The organism is Corynebacterium sp. H130, from assembly GCF_037572395.1.
Lineage (GTDB): Bacteria > Actinomycetota > Actinomycetes > Mycobacteriales > Mycobacteriaceae > Corynebacterium.
Genome location: NZ_JBBHLA010000001.1, coordinates 148,824 through 171,624, shown reverse-complemented (window position 1 = coordinate 171,624; position 22,801 = coordinate 148,824). Strand labels below are relative to the sequence as shown.

22 protein-coding genes are annotated in these 22,801 nt (G+C 58.4%); 13 read left to right on the top strand and 9 right to left on the bottom strand.

What is annotated here, in order from left to right; translation table 11 throughout:
- Positions 1–407 precede the first annotated feature (407 nt).
- The 4 genes from gap to secG all read left to right on the top strand — a co-directional run bounded on the left by gap (position 408) and on the right by secG (position 3,828).
- Positions 408–1,412, top strand: a complete 1,005-nt coding sequence (gene gap / locus WG939_RS00800; RefSeq protein WP_339981608.1) for a type I glyceraldehyde-3-phosphate dehydrogenase — start codon at positions 408–410, stop codon at positions 1,410–1,412.
- Positions 1,413–1,515: 103 nt separating this feature from the next.
- Entirely contained in the window at positions 1,516–2,721 is a 1,206-nt protein-coding gene (locus WG939_RS00795; protein ID WP_339981607.1) for a phosphoglycerate kinase, read from the top strand.
- A gap of 14 nt (positions 2,722–2,735) precedes the next feature.
- Positions 2,736–3,509 (top strand): triose-phosphate isomerase, encoded by a 774-nt coding sequence (tpiA, locus tag WG939_RS00790; protein ID WP_339981606.1) that lies wholly within the window; start codon positions 2,736–2,738, stop codon positions 3,507–3,509.
- A gap of 85 nt (positions 3,510–3,594) precedes the next feature.
- Complete coding sequence (gene secG / locus WG939_RS00785; protein ID WP_339981604.1) at positions 3,595–3,828, top strand: preprotein translocase subunit SecG; 234 nt, start codon at positions 3,595–3,597, stop codon at positions 3,826–3,828.
- Positions 3,829–3,883: 55 nt separating this feature from the next.
- Here secG and pgl read toward each other — a convergent pair whose 3' ends face one another.
- Genes pgl through tkt form a run of 5 tightly spaced genes read right to left on the bottom strand, consistent with a single transcriptional unit; the run spans position 3,884 to position 10,352 of the window.
- On the bottom strand, positions 3,884–4,633 hold the full coding sequence (pgl, locus tag WG939_RS00780) for a 6-phosphogluconolactonase (protein WP_339981602.1): 750 nt from the start codon (positions 4,631–4,633) through the stop codon (positions 3,884–3,886).
- Between the two features lies 1 nt (position 4,634).
- On the bottom strand, positions 4,635–5,582 hold the full coding sequence (locus WG939_RS00775) for a glucose-6-phosphate dehydrogenase assembly protein OpcA (protein WP_339981601.1): 948 nt from the start codon (positions 5,580–5,582) through the stop codon (positions 4,635–4,637).
- Between the two features lie 13 nt (positions 5,583–5,595).
- Positions 5,596–7,134, bottom strand: a complete 1,539-nt coding sequence (gene zwf / locus WG939_RS00770; protein WP_339981599.1) for a glucose-6-phosphate dehydrogenase — start codon at positions 7,132–7,134, stop codon at positions 5,596–5,598.
- A 40-nt stretch (positions 7,135–7,174) separates the two neighbouring features.
- Complete coding sequence (gene tal / locus WG939_RS00765; protein WP_339981598.1) at positions 7,175–8,257, bottom strand: transaldolase; 1,083 nt, start codon at positions 8,255–8,257, stop codon at positions 7,175–7,177.
- 4 nt (positions 8,258–8,261) lie between these two features.
- Positions 8,262–10,352 carry a transketolase gene (gene tkt, locus WG939_RS00760; protein ID WP_339981597.1) on the bottom strand — a complete coding sequence of 697 codons (2,091 nt, stop codon included), beginning with the start codon at positions 10,350–10,352 and terminating at the stop codon, positions 8,262–8,264.
- Positions 10,353–10,638: 286 nt separating this feature from the next.
- Here tkt and WG939_RS00755 point away from each other — a divergent pair, with 286 nt between their 5' ends.
- Together WG939_RS00755 and WG939_RS00750 are read left to right on the top strand one after the other, a co-directional pair.
- Positions 10,639–11,553, top strand: a complete 915-nt coding sequence (locus WG939_RS00755) for a heme o synthase (protein ID WP_339981596.1) — start codon at positions 10,639–10,641, stop codon at positions 11,551–11,553.
- 22 nt (positions 11,554–11,575) lie between these two features.
- Entirely contained in the window at positions 11,576–12,148 is a 573-nt protein-coding gene (locus tag WG939_RS00750; protein ID WP_339981594.1) for a DUF4126 domain-containing protein, read from the top strand.
- Between the two features lie 39 nt (positions 12,149–12,187).
- Here WG939_RS00750 and WG939_RS00745 read toward each other — a convergent pair whose 3' ends face one another.
- The 4 genes from WG939_RS00745 to mptB are packed head-to-tail and all read right to left on the bottom strand — an operon-like array spanning position 12,188 to position 16,431.
- Positions 12,188–13,084 (bottom strand): COX15/CtaA family protein, encoded by an 897-nt coding sequence (locus WG939_RS00745; protein WP_339981593.1) that lies wholly within the window; start codon positions 13,082–13,084, stop codon positions 12,188–12,190.
- Between the two features lie 20 nt (positions 13,085–13,104).
- Entirely contained in the window at positions 13,105–13,854 is a 750-nt protein-coding gene (locus WG939_RS00740; RefSeq protein ID WP_339981592.1) for a multidrug ABC transporter permease, read from the bottom strand.
- The gene (locus WG939_RS00735; protein ID WP_445227843.1) at positions 13,855–14,775 is read right to left on the bottom strand and encodes an ABC transporter ATP-binding protein; all 921 of its coding nucleotides are present in this window, start codon (positions 14,773–14,775) and stop codon (positions 13,855–13,857) included. It lies immediately after the preceding gene.
- Positions 14,776–16,431, bottom strand: coding sequence for a polyprenol phosphomannose-dependent alpha 1,6 mannosyltransferase MptB (gene mptB, locus WG939_RS00730; RefSeq protein WP_339981588.1), 1,656 nt, complete (start codon positions 16,429–16,431; stop codon positions 14,776–14,778).
- A gap of 169 nt (positions 16,432–16,600) precedes the next feature.
- Here mptB and WG939_RS00725 point away from each other — a divergent pair, with 169 nt between their 5' ends.
- From WG939_RS00725 to WG939_RS00695, 7 genes are read left to right on the top strand one after another with little or no spacing between them, the layout of a single operon-like run.
- A complete protein-coding gene (locus WG939_RS00725; RefSeq protein ID WP_339981586.1) occupies positions 16,601–17,317 on the top strand; it encodes a helix-turn-helix transcriptional regulator in 717 nt (238 codons plus the stop codon).
- Positions 17,301–18,740 carry a Fe-S cluster assembly protein SufB gene (gene sufB, locus WG939_RS00720; RefSeq protein WP_339981585.1) on the top strand — a complete coding sequence of 480 codons (1,440 nt, stop codon included), beginning with the start codon at positions 17,301–17,303 and terminating at the stop codon, positions 18,738–18,740. Before WG939_RS00725 ends, sufB begins: the two co-directional genes overlap by 17 nt.
- Positions 18,740–19,912 (top strand): Fe-S cluster assembly protein SufD, encoded by a 1,173-nt coding sequence (gene sufD, locus WG939_RS00715; protein ID WP_339981584.1) that lies wholly within the window; start codon positions 18,740–18,742, stop codon positions 19,910–19,912. Before sufB ends, sufD begins: the two co-directional genes overlap by 1 nt.
- A gap of 19 nt (positions 19,913–19,931) precedes the next feature.
- Positions 19,932–20,687, top strand: coding sequence for a Fe-S cluster assembly ATPase SufC (sufC, locus tag WG939_RS00710; RefSeq protein WP_339981582.1), 756 nt, complete (start codon positions 19,932–19,934; stop codon positions 20,685–20,687).
- Positions 20,688–21,953, top strand: coding sequence for a cysteine desulfurase (locus tag WG939_RS00705; protein ID WP_339981580.1), 1,266 nt, complete (start codon positions 20,688–20,690; stop codon positions 21,951–21,953). It begins immediately after the preceding gene.
- Positions 21,954–22,406: a Fe-S cluster assembly sulfur transfer protein SufU gene (gene sufU / locus WG939_RS00700; RefSeq protein WP_339981578.1), complete on the top strand. Its 453-nt coding sequence runs from the start codon at positions 21,954–21,956 to the stop codon at positions 22,404–22,406. It begins immediately after the preceding gene.
- Complete coding sequence (locus tag WG939_RS00695) at positions 22,407–22,790, top strand: metal-sulfur cluster assembly factor (protein ID WP_339981577.1); 384 nt, start codon at positions 22,407–22,409, stop codon at positions 22,788–22,790.
- Positions 22,791–22,801: the final 11 nt, after the last annotated feature.

Below are 22,801 nucleotides of genomic sequence, written 5' to 3'. Positions count from 1 at the left end.
CATTGCGATGGTCGGTATAGTGCAGCCCGCAGTCGCAATTTGGGGGTAGTGCCGTTCATAGGCGTTCGCGAGCCCCCAAGTCTCCTCATGGCACTCTCGTGAAATAAATTGGTCTCAGCGCGGATTTTGGTCAAATCCTGCCCACCGGACCGCGGTTTATAGGTTGTCTGAGTTTGCAGACTTCATTTAGTCCTGGTCCATGCGTTCCCACATTTTAGGTGTGGGATTGGGTCTGTTTTTGTGGTTTTCAAGGGGTGATTGCGCCCAAGCAAAAATAGATCTTCTGCGCGTTGGCGCAACCGTCGGTACCCTTGAGTCATACGCGGATGCATCTCAGCCAGCACGATTTTAGTTAAGGCAGTGACGCATTCTCGGTGCACATAACGCCTACTTAGAGGAGAAAACTCGTGACCATTCGTGTGGGAATTAACGGCTTTGGCCGCATCGGACGCAACTTCTTCCGCGCAGTTCTCGAGCGCGGTTCTGAAATCGAAATCGTTGCAGTCAACGACCTGACCGACAATGCCACCCTGGCTCAGCTGCTCAAGTACGACTCCATCCTCGGCCGCCTGGGCAAGTCCGTTGAGTTTGACGATGAGTCCATCACCGTTGACGGCAAGAAGATGATCGTCACCGCTGAGCGCGATCCAAAGAACCTCAAGTGGGGCGAGTGGGGCGTAGACATCGTTGTCGAGTCCACCGGCTTCTTCACCAAGAAGGAAGATGCACAGGCTCACATCGACGCTGGTGCTAAGAAGGTCATCATCTCCGCACCGGGCAAGGGTGTCGACGGCACTTTCGTTGTTGGCGTGAACCACACCGACTACGACCCAGCAACGATGACCATCATCTCCAACGCATCTTGCACCACCAACTGCCTGGCCCCAATGGCCAAGGTCCTGAACGATAAGTTCGGCATCGTCAAGGGCCTGATGACCACGATCCACGCTTACACCGGCGACCAGCGCCTGCACGACGCACCACACCGCGACCTGCGTCGTGCCCGTGCAGCAGCTGTTAACATCGTTCCTACCTCCACCGGTGCAGCAAAGGCTGTTTCCCTGGTTCTCCCAGAGCTCGAGGGCAAGCTCGACGGCTTCGCGATGCGTGTTCCAGTAATCACTGGTTCCGCTACTGACCTCACCTTCGAGGCTTCCCGCGACGTCACCGTTGAAGAAGTCAACGCTGCTATGAAGGAAGCTGCAGAGGGTGATCTCAATGGCGTTCTTCTGTACTCCGAGGATCCACTGGTTTCCTCCGACATCGTCACCGACCCACACGCTTCCATCTTCGACTCCGGTCTGACCAAGGTCATGGGCAACCAGGTCAAGGTTGTTTCTTGGTACGACAACGAGTGGGGTTACACCAACCAGCTCGTAACCATGACCGAATACGTCGGCGGCAAGCTCTAATCTTTCGCTAGACTAAAAGTAGTGGCCCGCGCCTTCGACAGGCTGCGGGCCAGCTGCCTGTTTGGACCTCTTTTTCCGCAGCTTAGTACAGGAGAAACACACCATGAAGAACCTCAATGACCTGCTCGCCGAAGGCGTCGAAGGACGCAACGTCCTCGTCCGCTCGGACCTCAACGTTCCTCTCAACGAGGCTGGCGATATCACCGACCCAGGTCGCATCAATGCCTCCCTGCCAACCATCAAGGCACTGTCCGAAGCTGGCGCTCGCGTAATCGTTATGGCACACCTTGGTCGTCCAAAGGGCGAGGTCAACCCTAAGTTCTCCCTCGCACCTTGCGCGGAAGCACTGTCTGAGGCACTGGGCCAGTACGTGGCCCTCGCTGGTGACGTGGTAGGCGAGGATGCTCACGAGCGTGCCAACGGCCTCAACGACGGCGACGTCATGCTGCTCGAGAACGTGCGTTTCGACGCCCGCGAAACCTCCAAGGACGAGGCTGAGCGTGGCGAGTTCGCAGATCAGCTTGTCGCTCTGACTGGTGACAATGGTGCCTTCGTGTCCGACGGTTTCGGCGTTGTCCACCGTGCGCAGGCTTCGGTCTATGACGTCGCTAAGCGTCTGCCTCATTACGCAGGTGGCCTCGTGGAGAAGGAAATCGACGTTCTCAAGCGCATTGCCGACGAGCCAGTGGCACCATACGTGGTTGTCCTCGGCGGCTCCAAGGTTTCCGACAAGCTGGGCGTCATTGAGGCACTGGCTCCTAAGACCGATGCCCTCATCATTGGCGGTGGCATGTGCTACACCTTCCTCGCAGCTCAGGGCTACAACGTACAGAAGTCCATGCTGCAGGAAGAAATGATCGAGACCTGCAAGGACCTGCTTGCACGCTACGGCGACAAGATCAACCTTCCAGTTGACCTCGCATGGGCACCTGAGTTCTCCGCTGATGCACCAAAGACCATCTCCGGCCTGGAAGACACCCCAGAGGGTCAGCTCTCCCTCGATATCGGACCTAAGTCCGTGGAGAAGTTCGCTGAGGTTCTCGGTTCCGCCAAGACCATTTTCTGGAACGGCCCAATGGGCGTGTTCGAGTTCGAGACCTTCTCCGACGGTACCCGTGGCGTCGCTCAGGCGATCATCGATGCCACCGCAAACGGTGCATTCTCCGTGGTCGGCGGTGGCGACTCCGCTGCGTCCGTCCGCGTGCTCGGCCTCGACGAAGGAGGCTTCTCCCACATTTCCACCGGCGGCGGTGCTTCCCTCGAATACCTCGAGGGCAAGGAACTCCCAGGCGTTGCAGCGCTGGCATAGAAAGGTTGATGAACATGTCTCGTAAGCCACTCATTGCTGGCAACTGGAAGATGAACCTGACCCACCTCCAAGCGGTCGGTTCTGCACAGAAGCTTGCCTTCAAGCTCCCAAAGGATCGTTACGAAAAGGTTGACGTCGCCCTCATGGTGCCGTTCACCGATATTCGCAGCATCCAGACGCTTGTCGACGGCGATAAGCTCGACTTCACCTACGGCGCGCAGGATGTCTCCGTGCACGAATCCGGTGCATACACCGGTGAGGTTTCTGCTGAAATGCTCAAGGCACTGGGCTGCGCCTGGGTTGTTGTAGGCCACTCGGAGCGTCGCGAGTACCACGGCGAATCCGACGAGCTTGTTGCAGCCAAGGCTGCCATCGCTATCAAGCACGAGATGACTCCAATCGTGTGCGTCGGCGAGAAGCTGGAAATCCGTGAAGCTGGAACCCACGTTGCCTTCGTGGTCGAGCAGACCAAGGCATCCCTGGCTGGCATTGAGGACCTGTCCAAGGTCGTCATAGCCTACGAGCCAGTGTGGGCTATCGGTACCGGCAAGGTTGCTTCCGCTGCAGACGCGCAGGAAGTGTGCGCTGCTATCCGTGGCGCAATCGAGGAGCTCGCCGGGGCAGAGGTCGCAGCCGGCATCCGTATCCTGTACGGCGGTTCCGTGAAGACCGATTCCGTTGGCGAACTGGTTTCCCAGCCAGATGTCGACGGCGGACTGGTTGGTGGAGCTTCCCTCGACGGCGAACAGTTCGGTGAGCTGTGCGCTGCCGCAGCTGCCGCTGTCTAAACCCGCGCGCCTGTTAACTTCAGTCTGAGGCCTTCGTGTACAATGGCTGAAGTTAACCGCTTTTTACCCTTAAGGACTTCGTTACATGGCTCTCGCACTCCAAATTGTCCTGGTCGTGGCCAGCATTTTGATGACCATCTTGGTCTTGCTGCACAAGGGCAAAGGTGGCGGTTTGTCCAGCCTTTTCGGTGGCGGCATGCAGTCTAACCTCGCAGGCTCCACCGTGGTGGAAAAGAACCTCGACCGGTTCACCATCATCACCGCAGTAATCTGGATCGTGTGCATAATCGGTCTGAACCTGCTGCAGACTTACGCTTAAGGCCGAAATAGAGAGGGCCCCTCACGTTTCGTACGTGAGGGGCCTAGTCTTTTGCCTAGCTCCTGGCGTCGTCGGCTAGATACAGCCGAGTCTCGACAGTGCCGTGTGCTCCTGCAGCAGGCCAATCGAGAGCATCGGAACGCGCGATTACTTGGGACGCGGCTTCAGCCTTTTCGGCTCCCGAGACAAGCAGCCACACGTGCGACGCAGAGTTCACAGCTGGCATCGTTAGCGTCACACGCTCCGCTGGTGGCTTCGGGGAATCAAAGACCGGAACTACCAGGGCAGCGTCCTCCCGTACAGCAGCGGTGTGCGGAAACAGTGAGTTGATGTGTCCCTCGCCACCCATGCCGAGAAGGTGCAGGTCGAATCCCTTAGGCGCCCACTGCTCGAGTTCCTGCCCGTAAAACAGTGCTGACTCTTTAGGTGATAGTGAACCCAACTTGTATGAGTGAATCCACTCAGGATTCAGGGCGACATGGTCCAGGAGAGCTTCGCGTGCTTGGCCTTCGTTGGAATCAGGGTGGTCGACGGGCACGACGCGTTCATCGCCGAAGAAAATGTGGACTCGGGACCAATCGACGCGCTGAATAGGGAAGTCCTCAGCCTGCGCCTCCGCTGCCCAGTCCAGAGAGCGAAGCTCCTTCAGCAGACCGATTCCAGCGCCACCTCCGGTAACCACGACGCGAGCGATGCCGTCGTCGTAAAGCCCAGCACCAGCTTGGACGCGAGAAATAAGCGCGACGAAATCCGCAGCTGCCTGTTTGACGAGGGCGTCGCGGTCAGCAACGTTAATGACCTGCATGTTAGACCTCCTGAATACGGTAGAGCCCGCGCAATGCCTTGGCGTAGGCCTGATCTGGGTCGAGGTGGCGAAGTTCTTCGGCTAGGCAGTCAGAGAGTGCGCGACGGCCAACGGCTACGAGTGAGGCCGGGCGGCCAGGCAGCTGCACTGACATGGTGTGTGCGTCGGTGACTTCGACGATCACTGGGCCGGATTCGCGGTGCAACTCAATCTTGGAAACCGGGTGGCACATCTCGCCTTGACTGTCGAGATCAGTGCACTCCGCGCTGGTCCGGTGGAGTCGAATTGGAACAGCGAGGCGATCTGCAAGCCAACCCGCAGCAATGGAAACCGAAGGGTCTTGGGTACCGTAGATGTCCACCGAGGTAACTGGCTCGTGAGGTGGCTGGTCCAACGCAGAGGCCAGGACGCCACGCCATGGGGTCAAACGGGACCAAGAAAGATCCGAGTCGCCCGGTGCGTAGTGATTGCGGCGTGCCAGATGCGCAGTTGGGCTCGGATCAGCCACAACATCAGTGATGCGACGCTGAGCAATCTGTCCGATTGGATCATGCGCGAGTTGCTTAGGAGCGGCGCCAGGCCACCAGGCGACGATCGGGGTATCCGGCAGCAGCAACGGCGTGACAAGTGAGGCAAGATGTTCGACGATCTCGCCGCCAACGCGCATGATCACGATCTCCGAGGCGCCGGCGTCGCCGCCAATTCGGATTTCGGCATCGAGCTGAGTTGCTGCCGTCGCATCGCCACGTACGAGGAACAGCACGCGAGAGGGGTGCTCGCCCGAGGAGTCATTGATCGAATGCAAGATCTCATCGAGTGGGCTCGACGAGTCGGTGACCACGATCAAAGTGAGCACGCGACCAGTAGTCACCTGGTTGCCCATTTCGCGGATGGATACGAGCTTCTTGGCGATATCCCGGGTAGTAGTGTTCTCGAGTTCAAAAATCATGGCAGAGCTACTCCTATGGTCGTCGCCAAGTGCGGCCCTCGCGGGCGAGCATACGGTCGGCACTTTCCGGTCCCCACGTGCCGGCAGGGTAGTCGTCTGGCTTTCCGCGATTCTCCCAGTACTCCAGGATCGGATCCAGAATTGCCCAGCTCAGCTCGACCTCTTCGTTGGTAGGGAAGAGGCTGTTTTCGTCCAGGAGGGCATCAAGGATGAGGCGTTCGTAGGCCTCCGGGGACTCCTCGGTGAATGCTTCGGAGTAGGCGAAGTCCATGTTCACGTCACGCACTTCCATGGTCGAACCTGGAACCTTGGAACCGAAGCGCATCAGGACGCCTTCATCAGGTTGCACTCGGATGACCAGAGCATTAGGCCCCTGGGCGGAGGTCATCGACTCGGCAAAAGTCAGGTGCGGAGCCTGCTTAAACACCACTGCAATTTCAGTGACGCGACGACCGAGACGCTTGCCGGTACGCAGGTAGAACGGCACGCCGGCCCAGCGGCGGGAATTGATCTGCAAAGTACACGCAGCGTACGTTTCGGTGTTGGAATCGGGATCGAAGCCCTCCTCCTCGCGCAGGCCCACGACGCGCTCGGAACCCTGCCAACCAGCGGTGTATTGGCCACGGGCAGTTGTCTTGGCCAGCGGATACACCGGCGCCGTCGCCCGCAGCACCTTGATCTTTTCCGTGCGCAGCTCGCGCGGGTTGTAGGTGATCGGCTCTTCCATGGCCACCAGCGCAAGCAGCTGCAGCAGGTGATTCTGGATCACGTCGCGGGCGGCACCGATGCCGTCGTAGTAACCGGCACGGCCACCAAGTCCGATGTCCTCGGCCATGGTGATCTGCACGTGGTCCACGAAGTTCGCGTTCCACAGCGGATCAAAGAGCTGGTTGGCAAAACGCAGTGCCATGATGTTTTGGACGGTCTCTTTGCCCAGGTAGTGGTCGATGCGGAACACCGAATCTTCGGGGAACACCGAGTTGACTACTTGGTTGAGTTCGCGTGCAGTGGCTTGATCGTGCCCGAACGGCTTTTCAATGATGACGCGACGCCAGGATCCGTCCTTGCCGTGAGCCATTCCGGATCGATCCAGCTGGTGCACAACGTCGTCGAAGAAGTTCGGTGGCACGGAGAGATAGAAGGCCCAGTTTCCGGCGGTGCCACGGGACGTATCGAGGTCCGACAGGAGAGTAGACAGGTTGTCGAACGCAGCTTCGTCGTCAAACGCACCGCTGACGAAGTGCATGCCTTCGGCGAGTCGCTCCCAGACATTTTGCCGGATTTCGGTGCGTGCCCCGGCAAGAACTGCCTGGTAGACGTAGTCTTCGAAGTCCTGTTTGGACCACGTCCGTCGGCCAAATCCCACGAGCGCAAATCCAGCGGGGAGGAGGCCGCGGTTGGCTAGGTCGTAAATGGCCGGGAGTAGCTTTTTGCGGGCGAGATCGCCCGTGACTCCGAAGATCACCATGCCGGAAGGTCCGGCGATGCGAGGTAAGCGTTTGTCTTGTGGATCCTTCAGTGGATTCACCCAGTGCTGGCTTGAAACTGGCACGCGACGGACCTTTCCGGTGATATGTAGATAATTAGCTAGCTTAAGCCAGCTGACCCTCCATCGAAGTTAGCAGGTCGCTCCAACTGCTGATAAATTTGTCGACCCCTTCGCGCTCCAGAACAGCAAACACGTCCTCAGTGTCAATACCTACAGCGAGCAGCTTGGCAAAGAGCTCTTCTGCTTCCTGCTGCTTTCCGGAGACGGTGTCACTCGCAATCGCGGTGCCTTCGAGCACGGCACGCAGCGTCGGTTCTGGCATAGTGTTCACGGTGTCAGGCCCCGCAAGCTCAGACACGTACAGAGTGGCAGGGTAGTTCTGGTTTTTCACGCCTGTCGACGCCCACAGAGGTCGCTGCACGTGTGCGCCCGTCGGAAGTTCGGCTGCAGCGAAGCACTTTTCAAAGGCTGCGTAGGCCAGTCGTGCGTTTGCCAGGCCGGCCTTACCCTTCAATTCCAATGCCTCTGGGGTGCCAATAGCATCGAGTCGCTTATCGATTTCGGTGTCGACACGGGAAACGAAGAAGCTTGCCACAGAGTGAATCTTGCTGACATCGAGTCCGTCGGCGTATGCCCGACCGATGCCGTCGATGAAGGCTGCAACGACCTCACGGTAGCGTGCCACGGAGAAGATCAAGGTGACGTTTACGCTGATGCCTTCGGCAAGGGCGTCGCTGATGGCTGGCAGAGATTCCGGAGTGGCCGGGATCTTGATCATGACGTTCTCGCGGTCGACGCGCTTGTAGAGCTCACGTGCCTGTGCCAAGGTGGCGTCGCGGTCGGCGTAGAGACGAGGGTCAACCTCGATGGAAACGCGGCCATCTTTGCCACCGGAGCTGCGGTAAATCTCCGCGAATTCATCGCAGGCTGCGCGAACGTCGTCCACGGCCATGGCATAAACAGCCTCATCAGCGCTGGTACCGCGCGCCTTGAGCTCGGCAATCTGCGCATCATAAGCGGTGCCCTGGGACATTGCTGCTGCGAAGATTGCAGGGTTGGTGGTCACACCGACGATACCGGTCGTCTCAATCATCTCCTTCAGATTGCCGGATGCGAGGCGTTCCCGGGAGAGATCATCGAGCCATACGGAGGTTCCGATTTCGGCGAGCTTTGCTACTTGAGTCATGTTCTTACTTTCCTAGTGCTTCGCGGGCTGCAGAAACAACGGCATCAACAGTGATGCCGAATTCGCGGTAGAGAGTCTGGTAGTCAGCAGAGGCGCCAAAGTGCTCCAGGGAAACTGCCTTGCCCTGCGTGCCGAGGAATCGGTGCCATGGCATGGCAATGCCAGCCTCAACGGACACACGAGCTGTGACTGCGGCCGGCAAAACTTCTTCCTGGTAGTCGGCGTCCTGCTCAAGGAACCAATCCATGCATGGGAAGGAAACAACCCGAGCCTTCACGCCAGCTTCGGCGAGCTGTTCAGCTGCCTCAACAGCGAGGGAGACTTCAGAACCAGATCCCATCAGGATGACATCGGGGGTGCCCGCGGTATCGACGAGCACGTAAGCGCCACGAGCGACGCCCGCCATGGCCTTGTCCTTCGTGCCTTCCAGGACCGGGACGTTCTGGCGGGTGAGCGCCAGGCCCTTTGGTCCGGCCGGTGCTTCGATAGCGCACTTCCAGGCTGCTGCAGTTTCGTTGGCGTCGGCAGGGCGGAGCAGTGCCATACCCGGAATTGCGCGCAAAGCGGCAAGTTGCTCAATTGGCTGGTGAGTCGGGCCGTCTTCTCCGAGGCCGATGGAGTCGTGCGTCCATACGTAGTAGGTGTCGATTCCCATCAGGGCTGCCTGGCGCACTGCCGGGCGCATGTACTCGGAGAAGATCAGGAAGGTGCCACCGTATGGGTAGTTGCGGCCGTGCAGAGTCATGCCGTTGAGGATCGCGCCCATGGCGTGCTCGCGGATACCGAAGTGCAGGTTACGACCGTATGGAGAGGTCGACCACGTCTCGGTGGTGATGGATTCAGGGCCAAAGGACTTCTCACCCTTGATCACCGTGTTGTTGGATCCAGCCAAGTCGGCGGAGCCACCCCACAATTCAGGCAGAGTCTTGCCGAGTGCCTGCAGAGTTGTCTCGGAGGCCTTTCGAGTTGCTACGCCCTTCGGATCCGCATCCCACTGCGGAAGTGCATCGGCCCAGCCCTCAGGGAGCTTGCGCGCAGCAGTGCGGTCAAAGAAGGCCTTGCGCTCCGGGTGCTCGGTGGCCCAGGCGTCGAAACGCTGCTGCCACTCATTTTGCAGCTGGTCACCGCGCTCGGCAGCCTTACGGGTGTGCGCGAGGACGGCGTCGTCGATGAAGAAGTGCTGTTCAGGGTCGAAGCCCAGCGCTTTCTTCGTTCCAGCGACCTCTTCTGCGCCCAGTGCCGCACCGTGGACCCCACCGGTGTTCATCATGGTTGGTGCAGGGTAGCCGATGATCGTACGGAGGCGGATGAAGGTCGGGCGTGACGTTTCTGCCTTTGCCTTTTCGACGGCTTCCAGAATCGCTGCTACGTTTTCACCACCTTCGATCTCCAAGACTTGCCAACCGTAAGCGCGGTAGCGAGCACACACGTCTTCGGTGAATGCGATCTGAGTGTTGTCCTCAATGGAGATGCGGTTGTCGTCCCAGAAGACAATCAGGTTACCCAGGCCTTGAGTACCGGCCAGGGAGCAGGCCTCTGCGGTAACGCCTTCCTGTACATCGCCATCGGAAGCGATGACGTATACGAAGTGGTCCCAAATGGATTCGCCTGGTGCGGATTCCGGATCGAGGAGGCCGCGTTCGCGACGGGCAGCCATCGCCATGCCCACAGCGGAAGCGAGGCCCTGGCCGAGTGGGCCCGTGGTGATTTCGACGCCTGCGGTGTGGCCGTATTCTGGGTGACCTGGCGTCAGCGCGCCCCAGGTGCGAAGCGCCTTGAGGTCATCCATTTCAAGACCGAAGCCAGCGAGGTACAGCTGAATGTACTGGGTGAGTGAGGTGTGGCCACAGGACAGGACGAAGCGATCGCGACCAACCCACTCAGGGTCCTTAGGATTATGGCGCAGAACGTGCTGGTAGAGGGTGTACGCGAGGGGAGCGAGGCTCATTGCGGTACCTGGGTGTCCGGAACCCACCTTTTGTACGGCATCAGCCGCCAAGACGCGAGCAGTGTCAATTGCCTTGGTGTCCAGGTCGGACCAGTCAGCAGGGTAGGTGCGCTCGGTAAGAGCGAGGAGATCAGGTGTCAGAGCCACGTTAAATGTTCCTTCAAACTAGACATGTGCAGGAAATGAAAAGCGCTTCCAGGTAGCAATGGGTGCAGCTGCCGAAGCTCATGCGAACCAGTTTAGTGAAGTTCTGCAAGTGGGTAACCGATTCGTGAATAGAAGTTTCAAGGGCTACCATGACTCAGTTAGGTTTTTTAGCCCGGGAACTTTTTCATTCGTTAATCCGACAACTATCGGTAGCGTCCACGTCCACAATTTTGGTGGCGAGGAACTGGGTTCGCGATTTTCTTAGTAATGTGCTGGAGGAACATCCTTGGAGACAATCAAGGCTTACATCGCTCTGACAAAGCCCAAAGTGATTGAGCTCCTGCTGGTGGCGACCATTCCAGCAATGTTGCAGGCTGATCGCGGACAGCATCACGCTGGGTTGATCTTGCTCACAGTCATCGGTGGCTGGATGGGGGCGGCAGCTGCGAATACCTTCAATATGGTTGCCGACTCTGACATCGACAAGCTCATGGGACGCACCCAAAAGCGACCACTAGCAAAAGCGACAGTCACGGACCGCGCAGCAGCGATCTTCGCCTGGGCACTGACTATCGTCAGCTTCCTCTGGCTGTGGCTGCTGTGCCATTCCTTACTTGCCGCAGTATTCGTCATGGCGACCATCGCCTTTTATATTTTCGTCTACACAAAGTGGCTGAAGCGCTCGACCCCGATGAACATCGTGTGGGGTGGCGCTGCCGGCTGTATGCCTGTGATGGTTGGCTGGGCCGTAATCAAGGACAATCTGCCTGCCGGAGTTTCCTACGACTGGTGGCAGCCACTCGTACTCTTCCTGGTCATCTTCTTCTGGACCCCGCCACACACCTGGGCGCTGGCAATGAAGTACAAGGAAGACTACAAAGCAGCTGGCGTGCCTATGTTGCCCGTCGTTAAGCCTGCGCACGAGGTGACTAAGCAGATCCTCTGGTACACGTGGGGCACGGTGTTTGTTTCCTTGCTGATCGTACCGGCTGCTGGTTGGATTTATGCCGGCGCTGCTGTCATTGCGGGCATTTGGTTCATCGTTATGGCGACCAGCCTGCATGGAAAGGTCTCCCGTGGTGAGGAGACCAAGCCGCTGGCGTTGTTTATTCTTTCCAACAACTACCTCGCGGCGTTGTTCGTGGCGCTTTCGGTAGACGCCATCCTGAATATGACCACGCTCGGAAGTATGTTCCTGTAGGAACTGTGTTTAACTAAATGGCATGGGTCTTTCTACTGCCATCGGCCTCGCTACTTCAGCGGGGCTTAATGCATATATTCCGCTGCTCGCGTATGGTCTTCTAGCTCGATACACCGATATTGTTACGTTGCCGGAAGGCTGGATGTGGCTCACTAATCCAGTCTTGCTCGTAATTGTGGGACTGTTGCTCTTGATTGAGCTCGTCGCAGACAAGATCCCGGCGGTCGATTCGGTTAACGACGTTATCCAGACCCTGGTTCGTCCAACCTCCGGCGGCATCATGTTTGCCTCCGTCTTCGGCGATCAGACGGTTTCTTCTACCGAAATATTCTCCGACCCACAGACATGGGTTTTACTTGTGGTCGGCTTTGTTGTCGCCCTCATCATGCACTTGATGAAGTCCACGACCCGCCCAGTGGTGAACGCTGGAACCGTGGGCGTTGGTGCCCCGATTGTGTCGACTGCCGAAAATGTTGCAGCGGCCTCGCTCACAGGAGCTGCGCTGCTCGCACCGCTACTGGTCTTTGTGCTGCTGATTCCGGTGGTGTTTGGCTTCTTCTGGTTCTTGTCCAAGTTCCGCCGAAAGTCCGCCTAGTCAACGAAAAAGGAGCCTATGAAAGGCTCCTTAGTTGTTTTAGGCGATAACTCGCTCGCGTCCGGCTGCGTACAACAACGCGGTGTATGCAGTCACGATGCCGGACATTCCGACGTGGACTGGAATTGTCCAACTTGGAATACCGAACCAGTACTGGATCAGACCAATACCCGCCTGCGCGACGATAAGGGCGATGAGGAGGGCACCTAGCTTACGGGCCTTTTCGGAAGCACGTACCGTGTACAGGGCAACGACAAGACCAATCGTAAGGCCAAGGTAGAGGTACATGAAGTGGGCGTGGATGTGCGAGATCTCCACGATCGGAACATTCAAACGTCCTTCCATGCCGATTCCCTTATCGCCCGAGTGCACTCCAGCACCGGTAACCATGGTTCCGGTGACGAGCGTGCCGGCTAGAGCAAGCGCAGAACCGACCGTAAGTCCACGAAGAGGACGAGGATAGCGCCATTCGTCAACGCCCTCGTCAGGGCTCTGCACGTGCACATAAAGCAGCGCTGCCAGCCATACCAAGAGCATGGACGGCAGGAAGTGCAAGGCAACAGACCACCACTGCAGGTTCACGCGAACGGAGATACCGCCAATGACCGCCTGGAAGAGCACACCAAGGAACTGGTACCAGGCGTGGAGAACGATGTCGCGACGTCGGCCAGCTCGATATACCGCAACCAGCAACCCGAGAACCAAAAAACCAAGCACGACTGCGAGCCCGCGGTTACCGAACTCAATGAGCTGGTGAATCCATGGGGCAGCGCCCTCAACTGGAACCAGGGAACCTTCATGGCAGTTCGGCCAGGTGTTGCAGCCGAGGCCAGAGCCGGTGACGCGAACGAGAGAGCCCGTCACCACGATCACGATCTGACTGATGAGCACGGTGAGCGCGAGGCGCTTCACCCAGGTATTAGCTGCTGTATTCACGGTTATGAATCCTATCCAAGCTAAGCGGTGAACCTAAAACTGCGAACCGCAGCCAACCCGCCAATGATGAGCCAAACGAAAAGCACAAAGAGGAAAACCCAGGGGACTGTGCCGGAAAAACCAACAGCTAGCGCCTTAACGACGGCAACTGATGGCACCCAGTCCAGCCACGGACTGTCACCTCGGAAAGTTGCGTAGCCGGCGGCGCCAATCAGTACGAACCAGATCAAGTTCGCGCTGGCCAGCACTATCTCCGAGCCAAGTGTGCCACCGAGCAGCAATCCCAATGCCGTGAAGGTTGCCACCCCGACGATCACGCCAAGAAGTCCTAACCCCACGCCGAGCAGGGAGGTGCGGAACCCGAGAATGGCTGCGACCGTGCCCAAAATCACCGTCTGGAAGAGTGCAACGCCCAACACCGCGAGGATCTTGCCGCCGATGATCGTCCAGGAGGGCACTCCCGAAGCACCGATTCGCTTGAGTGCGCCGTATCGACGGTCAAAGGCAACGGCAATCGCCTGGCCGGTAAAACCTGCGCTCATCCCCGCGACGCCGAGGGCAAATGGGAATACGTCAGCGATTGGATCATCCTGGGGAAGGACCGGAACCAAGGTCAGACCAATGAGCATGGCCACCGGGATCACCAGGGAAAGCAATTGCTGTTCGCCATGCCTGAGGAAGAGTTTTGCCTCGATCGACGCTTGAGCCAGCAACATGGAACGAACAGAAGCACGTGCAGGAGCTGGGGTGAATGTGCCGGAAGTGAACATTTAGTTCCTCATCTCTCTGCCGGTGATGTCAAGGAAGACTTCTTCAAGGGAGGCTTTATTGACCTCTAGCTTCCGGATTAACACGTCTTGTTTGGCTGCCATGGAAACAATAGCTGCAAGGCCCTGGGGTGTTGCTGGCATCTGGAAACGATAGGTGAGAGGCCGGATGGCTTCCACTGGCACATTAAAGCCGGTGAGGTCTAGGGCGGAGGCTGTTGAAACGTGCACGAAGGAGCGTTCGCTGCCTTCGCTCATCAACTCAGCCGGCGTGCCTGCAGCGACGAGGGAGCCATGGTCGATGATGAGAACCTGATCAGCCAATGCCTCGGCCTCGTCCATGAGGTGAGTAGTCAAGACGACGGTGACCCCATCATTCTTGAGCTGCTGGATGAGGTCCCAAACGAGGAGTCGGGACTGCGCGTCCATGCCAGCGGTAGGTTCATCAAGAAAGACCAGTTCTGGCCGGCCCATCAGGGCGAGCGCAAGCGACAATCGTTGCTGCTGGCCTCCAGATAGGCGTCGGTAAGGCGTGCGACGGTGCGCGTCCAAGCCAACCAAGGACAGCAGCCAATCAGGATCCATTGGGTTGTCGCTGTAGGAGGCGGTGAGACGCATCATTTCTTCGACTCGGATGCCGGGGTAGGCGCCACCGCCTTGTAGCATGATACCGATGCGCCGGCGAACTCCAGTGGGGTCGGAGGTTGGGTCGAGCCCGAGGACCCTGATTTCACCGGAGTCAGGGGCCAGAAATCCCTCGCACATTTCGATTGTGGTGGTCTTGCCTGCACCATTGGGCCCCAGAAGCGCCAAAACGCTGGCGCGAGAAACTTCAAAACTCAAGGCCGACACAGCTACCTTGTCACCGAAACGCTTGGACACATTTCGCACTGCTAGAGCCGGGGTGGTTGCATTCACAGGCAATCAGTCTAAGCCAAGGAGTCGGCGGCTCCTAAGCAGCCACCACATAAGTCCCAGCAAACACGCGAAAAGAATGGCCGAACCGACGTAGATACTGATCACGGTGTCTGCAGGAAGCCGGAGGCCTCGTGGCAGCACGAAGAAGCTCATGATCGCTGAGTAAACAACGGTCAGTACACGGAAGAGCGGCCGGTTTGCCCATGCAGCAAGTGGAACGATAGCCCACAGGAGGTACCAAGGATGTACCACTGGGAACAGCACCACCATGACGAACATGGCTGATCCGAGCCCGCCAACTGGGTGGATCCTGCCGGAATAGACGGCAAACAGCATGCGCAGCATAAACGCACCTGCGATCACGAGTCCGATGAGGCGTGTGACCACAAGGATATTGTCGGTGTGGTCCCCGAGGCCGAGCCAACCACCGGCAAAACCTGCGATGACGCCGATGTCAGTGGTGATTGACATCCAGCTCTTGATCGTCGCTGCGCCGCCTTGACCGGTGATCCAGCCAAGGCCAATGCCGGAGATGAGAGTGACGAAAGCAATGGTTGCGCCGAGAATTCCGGTCTCTGCTACGGCCGCGCCGCCGATCGAAAAGTAGGGACCACGCCCGGACTGTCGTAGACGCCTCGCCAAAGCCATTCCGACAAAGCCCAAAGCAATGAAGCCTGTCACCTTGACCAAACCGGCACAAGTGATGAGGAAACTGCCGAATCCAATGAGCAACCAACCCTGGCGACCAGTACGGTCTACTCCACGCAGCGCAAATTCGAGACCGGCCACCATGAAGCCGAGCATGACGGCCTCATTGTGGATTCCCGCGATGAGGTGGAGCATGCACAGCGGATTAAGGATTCCGAGCCACAGCGCGGCCTGCTTAGACACGTGACAACGCCCAGCGAGCTTCACGACGCCCCAGGCCGCGCACACAAGTCCTATGACTGACAGCAGTCGATGGGCAAGCACACCAAGCAGAATGCTGTTTCCCGTGGCCTCGCTGATGACGGAGGCAAACATGAGCGCAACTGGACCGTACGGCGATGGCGAGTGCGCCCAAATAAACGGCACACTTCGCGCGAGCACGTTGTCAGGACCCAAAATGTCGATGGGCCCAGCGCTGTAAGGGTCGAGCCCTTGCGCAACAATCGCGCCCTGCGCGAGATATGAGTAAATGTCTTGCGTGAAGAGGGGAGCAGTCAGTGCAATGGGAAACACCCACGCAATAAATGTGCGACGGAGGAGATACATGTCGACTCGGGCAGCCTGACCTGCTGAACCTGTAAGAGGTGCCGCCAATGTGGTGCTGACGAAAGGTGCCATGAGAACCCACGCCAAAACAAGGAACCCGACGCCTATCAACGTGACCATTGATGAGGTCGACAGCATACGAGCCATGATTTCGCCGCCGGGGAAGCCTGGATAAGGATTTTCTACGACGGGGAATGCGCCGGCTCCCAGGGCACCTAGGCCCATCATCAGTGCGCCGAGCGTACCTAACCAGCGAAGCGCGATAAACCGCTGGAGTTCACGAACATTGAGACGACGAGCCTCCAGTGAACGTTCGTCGTGAAGCTCTGCAGAACGTGAACCGGGAGTGCCGAGCCTCGGCAAGGCATCTTTCAGCCAGTTGAGTCGGGGCGGGGTTAATGGGCTCACGACCCAAAATCCTACAGGTTGGCCCTCAAAAACTGCTTTAACGACGTGCCTGTGCGTGGGCGCTGGACAAAGCGGAGGAATTACGGAACACTTGTGTTGTCTAATAGCTATAGTTGGACAACGTTAGATACAGATACATGTGCATTGACCAAGCCGGAGGTGACCAGTCATGAGCAACGCGGAAACTGCCGATGGGCGCACCCGCAGTGACATCATGGTCATGCTTCTTAAGAATGGCCCCTGCAGCGCCACGGAGCTTGGCGAACGCCTCGGCTTGTCCGCGGCGGGCGTACGACGTCATCTCGACATCCTGGAAGAGGAAGGCCTTGCCGAAGTGTCCGCTGTCAGACCAGTCGGGCAACGCGGCCGCGGTCGACCAGCGAAGTCCTTTGTCCTAACCGATAAGGGACGCAGCGAATTCGGACACGACTACGACGGCCTCGCCGCCCTAGCTCTCGAGGCATTGCGAGAAACCGGTGGGGAAGAAGCCGTTCGAGCTTTCGCTCGGAAGCGGATCCAAAAGATCGTCGCCGGAATCACTCCAGCAGATGCGTCGGAAGAGTCCGTGAAAGCTACGACTGAGGAAATCGTCAAGGCCTTCGCGAAGAGTGGCTATGCGGCGTCGACAAGCGCTGCGGGGGGCGGTGTGCAGCTGTGCCAGCACCACTGCCCAATTTCGCACGTAGCCTCCGAGTTTCCGGAGTTGTGTGAGGCTGAACACCGCGTCATCGCGGAACTGCTGGGGCAGCACGTACAACCATTGGCGACCATCGTGGATGGGCACGGTATCTGCACGACTAATATTCCACTGACTCCTATTAACAACTCACCCAAGAACCAACGCGAACCTTACAAGGAAGGAGCGGCAGATGACTCAGGCAACTAACGACGTCAAACCGCAGCTCACCGACGATGAGATTATTGACTCCATTGGTGCATACCAGTTCGGTTGGCATGATCCCGACGTAGCAGGCGCCTCCGCAAAGCGCGGTTTGTCTCGCGAGGTCGTGGCCGACATTTCCCGGATGAAGAACGAGCCGGAGTGGATGCTCGAACGACGACTGAAGTCGCTGGAGATCTTTGAGAAGAAGCCAATGCCAACCTGGGGCGCAGACCTGTCCGGCATTGACTTCGACAACATTAAGTACTTCGTCCGCTCCACCGAAAAGCAGGCTACGAGCTGGGAAGACCTGCCTGAAGACATCAAGAACACTTATGACAAGCTCGGTATTCCAGAGGCTGAGAAGCAGCGTCTGGTCGCTGGTGTCGCCGCCCAGTACGAATCCGAGGTGGTTTACCACCAGATCCGTGAGGACCTGGAGAGCCAGGGCGTTATCTTCGTCGACACCGACACCGCGCTGCGCGAGCACGAGGAGCTCTTCCGCGAGCACTTCGGCACCGTTATCCCAGCTGGCGACAACAAGTTCTCCGCTCTGAACACCGCAGTTTGGTCCGGTGGTTCCTTCATCTACGTGCCAAAGGGCGTCCACGTGGACATCCCGCTGCAGGCTTACTTCCGCATCAACACGGAGAACATGGGCCAGTTCGAGCGCACCCTGATCATCGTGGATGAGGATGCCTACGTCCACTACGTCGAGGGCTGCACCGCTCCGATCTACAAGTCTGACTCCCTGCACTCCGCTGTGGTGGAGATCATCGTGAAGAAGGGCGGTCGCTGCCGCTACACGACCATCCAGAACTGGTCGAACAACGTCTACAACCTGGTGACCAAGCGCACCAAGTGTGAAGAAGGCGCCACCATGGAGTGGGTCGACGGCAACATCGGCTCCAAGGTCACCATGAAGTACCCAGCTGTTTGGATGACCGGTCCACACGCAAAGGGCGAGGTACTTTCCGTGGCGTTCGCTGGCGAGGGCCAGTTCCAGGACACCGGCGCGAAGATGGTGCACATGGCGCCGTACACCTCCTCGAACATTGTGTCTAAGTCTGTTGCCCGTGCAGGTGGTCGCGCTGCCTACCGTGGCCTGGTTCAGATCAACAAGGACGCACACCACTCCACCTCTAACGTCGAGTGTGACGCCTTGCTGGTGGACAACATCTCCCGCTCTGACACTTACCCGTACAACGACATCCGCAACGACCACGTGTCCCTCGGCCACGAGGCAAAGGTGTCCCAGGTCTCCGAGGACCAGCTCTTCTACCTGATGTCCCGCGGCGTCGCTGAAGACGAGGCCATGGCGATGATCGTGCGCGGCTTTGTCGAGCCGATCGCCAAGGAGCTCCCGATGGAGTACGCCCTCGAGCTCAACCGCCTGATCGAACTGCAAATGGAAGGATCTGTGGGTTAATGACCGCCCCTGTGAAGAACGCAACCTACCACAACAACAAGGGCGACCTGTTCACCTCGTTTGACGTCGAGCAGTTCGAGATCCCTCACGGCCGCGACGAAGTCTGGCGCTTCGTGCCAATGCGACGCCTCCGTGGTCTGCACGATGGCAGCTTTGCGACGGCCACCACCGCCGACATCCGCGTTGAAGTTCCGGCATCCGCTAGTGGCGTCACCGTTGAGTCCGTTTCCAAGGACGACCCACGTCTCGGCCAAGCCGGTGCACCAGTTGATCGCACCTCTGCGCAGGCGTGGACTTCGATGACGGAAGCTACCGTCATCACTTTTGCTCGCGACAGCGTGACCAAGGAACCAGTCAATATCACTGTTGCCGGTAAGGGCGACGACGTCACTTCTTTCGGTGCCATCACTGTCATCGCAGAAGAGGGCTCCGAAGCAGTAATAAACTTGCACTTCGTTGGCTCCGGCACGCACTCCGATAACCACGAGTTCGTCGTCCGCGACAACGCTCGTCTGTCCGTAGTCGTCCATGAGGACTGGAACGATGACGCAGTGCACCTTGCTAACGAGCGAGCAGTGATCGGTCGCGACGCCGTTTTCCACCACTCCGCTGCGGTATTCGGCGGATCTTTGGTCCGCCTGGTGCCACAGGTCAAGTTCGCAGCTCCTGGTGGTGAGGCCGAAATGCTCGGCGTCTACTTCGCAGACGACGGTCAGTTCTTTGAACAGCGCCTCCTGGTTGACCACTCACAGCCGAACTGCAAGTCCAACGTGCTGTACAAAGGCGCACTCCAGGGCGATGCCAGCTCCGAGCGCACCGAGGCCCGCACCTCATGGGTCGGCGACGTCCTAATCCGCGCAAATGCTCAGGGCACCGACACCTACGAGGCCAACCGCAACCTGGTCCTCACCGAGGGCGCCCGCGCCGACGCGGTTCCAAACCTCGAAATCGAGACCGGCGAAATTGCTGGCGCAGGCCACGCTGCCACCGTTGGTCGTTTCGACGACGAGCAGCTGTTCTATCTGCTCTCCCGTGGCATCAACGCTGAAGACGCTCGCCGCCTGATCGTGCGAGGCTTCTTCTCCGAGGTTATTAACCGGATCCCAGGTGAGGCGACCCGCGAACTGCTGGAAGCCAAGATCACCGAAGAACTCGACGGCACCGAACTCTAAATCAAAAAGGACAACTACATTGAGCACTCTTGAAATCCGCAACCTGACCGCGCAGGTTCTGCCAACCGGAGAAAACGCTGAGCCAAAGCAGATCCTCAACGGCGTCAACCTGACCATCAAGTCCGGCGAAACTCACGCCATCATGGGCCCAAACGGCTCCGGTAAGTCCACCCTGGCCTACACCCTGGCTGGCCACCCACGCTACGAAGTTACTGGTGGCGAGGTGCTTCTCGACGGCGAAAACATCCTTGACCTCGAGGTAGACGAGCGCGCTCGCGCTGGCCTGTTCCTTGCTATGCAGTACCCAGTTGAGGTCCCTGGCGTGTCCATGGCCAACTTCCTGCGCACCGCAGCTACCGCCGTCCGCGGCGAAGCTCCGAAACTGCGCGACTGGGTGAAGGAAGTGAAGGAAGCTCAGGACGAGCTTTCCATCTCCAAGGAGTTCGCAGAGCGTAGCGTCAACGAAGGCTTCTCCGGTGGTGAGAAGAAGCGTCACGAGGTACTCCAGCTCGGTCTGCTGAAGCCAAAGTTCGCTGTACTTGACGAGACCGACTCCGGCCTGGACGTCGACGCCCTGCGCGTCGTCTCCGAGGGCATCAACCGCTACCAGGAGCGCGAAAACGGTGGCGTCCTGATGATTACCCACTACAAGCGGATCCTGAACTACGTCAAGCCTGACTTTGTTCATGTTTTCGCTAATGGTCAGATCATCACCACTGGTGGCCCTGAGCTTGCTGATGAGCTCGAGGCAAACGGTTACGATAAGTACCTGTAAATGGTCGCCCTCACTCATTCCGACGGATCGCTCAACCTCGATGCGATCCGGTCGGAGTTTCCGATCCTCCAGCGCAAGGTCCGCGGTGATCAGCCACTGACGTACCTTGACTCCGGTGCCACTTCGCAGCGCCCTGAGCGCGTGTGGCGCGTGGAGGAGCAATTCGTGCTGCACACCAATGCCCCGGTCCACCGTGGTGCTTACTCGCTGGCGGAAGAGGCAACTGATGCTTACGAAGCTGCCCGCGACTCAATCGCAGCATTCGTCGGCGCTCATCCAGACGAATTGGCGTTCACCAAGAACGCCACCGAGGCCCTTAACCTGGTGGCTTACACGTTGGGCGACGACCGTGCTGGTGATCTACAGGTCAAAGCTGGAGACACGGTTGTGGTGACCGAGCTGGAGCACCACGCCAACCTCGTACCTTGGCAGGAGCTGTGCCGCCGTACCGGGGCAACTCTGAAGTGGTTTGGTACCACCGCTGACGGCCGAATCGACATGGACTCCCTGGAGCTCGACGATTCCGTGAAGGTTGTCGCGTTCACTCATCAGTCAAACGTCACCGGCGCTGTCGCCGACGTCGCCGAGATGGTTCGTCGCGCACGCGAAGTAGGAGCACTTGTCGTGCTCGATGCCTGCCAATCGGTGCCACACATGCCGATCAACTTCCACGATTTGGACGTCGATTTCGCTGCGTTTTCCGGGCACAAGATGTGTGGCCCTTCCGGCGTTGGCGCGCTTTATGGCCGTCGAGAAGTGCTCGCACAGTTGCCGCCGTTCCTGACAGGCGGATCGATGATCGAAATCGTGAAGATGGATGGCTCGACTTACGCGCCTGCACCACAACGCTTTGAGGCCGGCACCCAGATGACTTCTCAGGTCGTAGGTCTCGGCGCTGCGGTGCAATTCCTGAATGAGATCGGGATGGAGAACATCGCTGCCCACGAGCATGAGATCGTTGGTTACGCGCTGGAACAGCTGCAAACCATCGAAGGTCTGAGCATTTTCGGCCCGACGACCGCAGAGCAACGCGGTAGTGCAGTGTCGTTCGCGGTTGAAGGAATTCACCCGCACGATCTTGGTCAGGTTTTGGATGATCAGGGCGTCTGCATCCGAGTTGGTCACCACTGTGCGTGGCCGATTCACCGGGCTAAGGGCGTCCAGGCGTCCGCTCGCGCATCTTTCTACCTGTACAACACGCGGGAAGAAGTCGATCGCCTCGTAGCCGCCATCAAACATGCGCAAGAGTTCTTTGGAGTGGCATAGATGAAGCTGGAACAGATGTACCAAGAGGTCATTCTTGACCACTACAAAAACCCTCAGCACGCTGGACTTCGTGACCCATTTGATGCAGAAGTACACCACGTCAACACGTCTTGCGGTGACGAGCTGACCTTGCGTGTCCATCTCTCCGAGGACGGCACGACCGTGGAGGATATTTCCTACGAGGCCGAAGGCTGTTCCATCAGCCAAGCTTCGACGTCAGTGATGGCGGAGGAGATTGTCGGTCGTCCAGTTGAAGAAGCAATGGAGACCCTGGCTGCTTTCGAAGAGATGGTTACCTCGCGTGGCCAGATCGAGGGCGATGCCGAGGTTATCGGCGACGGTGTGGCGTTCGCCGGCGTGTCCAAGTACCCAGCACGAGTCAAGTGCGCCTTGCTCGGTTGGAAAGCATTCCAAGCTGCCACCTCGGAAGCATTGGAAGGAAAGAAGGACTAAATGTCTGAAGAGAACGTAACTGAAGAGAAGCCACCAGTACCACCGAAGCCGGAACAGTCCGAGGCAGACATTGCCAAGGCCTCTGACGTTGAGGAGTACATGCGTGACGTCATCGACCCAGAGCTCGGCATCAACGTCGTCGACCTCGGTCTGGTCTACGACATCTACATGGTGGACGGTAACCACGCAGTCATCGACATGACTCTGACGTCGCCTGCTTGCCCGCTCACCGATGTCATTGAGGAGCAAGCTGAGCAGGCAGTTGTCGGAAGTGGCACGGCGGAAAAGCTCACGCTCAACTGGGTGTGGCTGCCAGCTTGGGGGCCGCACATGATCACCGAGGACGGCCGCGATCAACTTCGCGCCCTTGGCTTCTCGGTCTAACTGTTAGGCAT